This window comes from Vibrio sp. 10N.222.49.C9 (genome assembly GCF_041474985.1).
GTDB lineage: Bacteria > Pseudomonadota > Gammaproteobacteria > Enterobacterales > Vibrionaceae > Vibrio > Vibrio crassostreae_C.
The window spans coordinates 1-323 of record NZ_JBFRVD010000842.1 but is presented as its reverse complement, the minus strand read 5'-3'; the positions used below and the strand labels follow the sequence as shown (position 1 = coordinate 323).

The following is a 323-nucleotide window of genomic DNA, read 5'->3' as shown; positions in this document are numbered from 1 at the left end:
CCTTTATCGTATCTTGTATTCAACCGCGATTGAGCACGATACAGGAGTAGCAAAAACAACGAGTTTACGTTCCATGGAAGTTGCCGTGCCAATGACCTTGCATGCCACTCTCGAGATTCAAAATGGGACTGCAGAAGACATAGATGCGATCAAACATGCCGCTTCTCTAATTACTCATATTGGTGCGAAGCGTCATCGTGGATTAGGCCAATCCTTTGTTAAGGTCAAAGAGGAGGCTCTAGCATGAGTAATCTAAGAATTTACTACACCTTGACCACTCTTGAACCTGTCATCGTTAGCCAAAATACGGCCACTACAACCTG

Annotated in this window: 1 protein-coding gene; it reads left to right on the top strand. The window is 44.6% G+C overall.

The features are described 5' to 3' along the window. Positions 1 to 247 (top strand): hypothetical protein (locus tag AB4585_RS25860; RefSeq protein WP_372171633.1); only part of this gene is annotated, 247 nt, incomplete at its 5' end. Positions 248 to 323 lie beyond the last annotated feature (76 nt).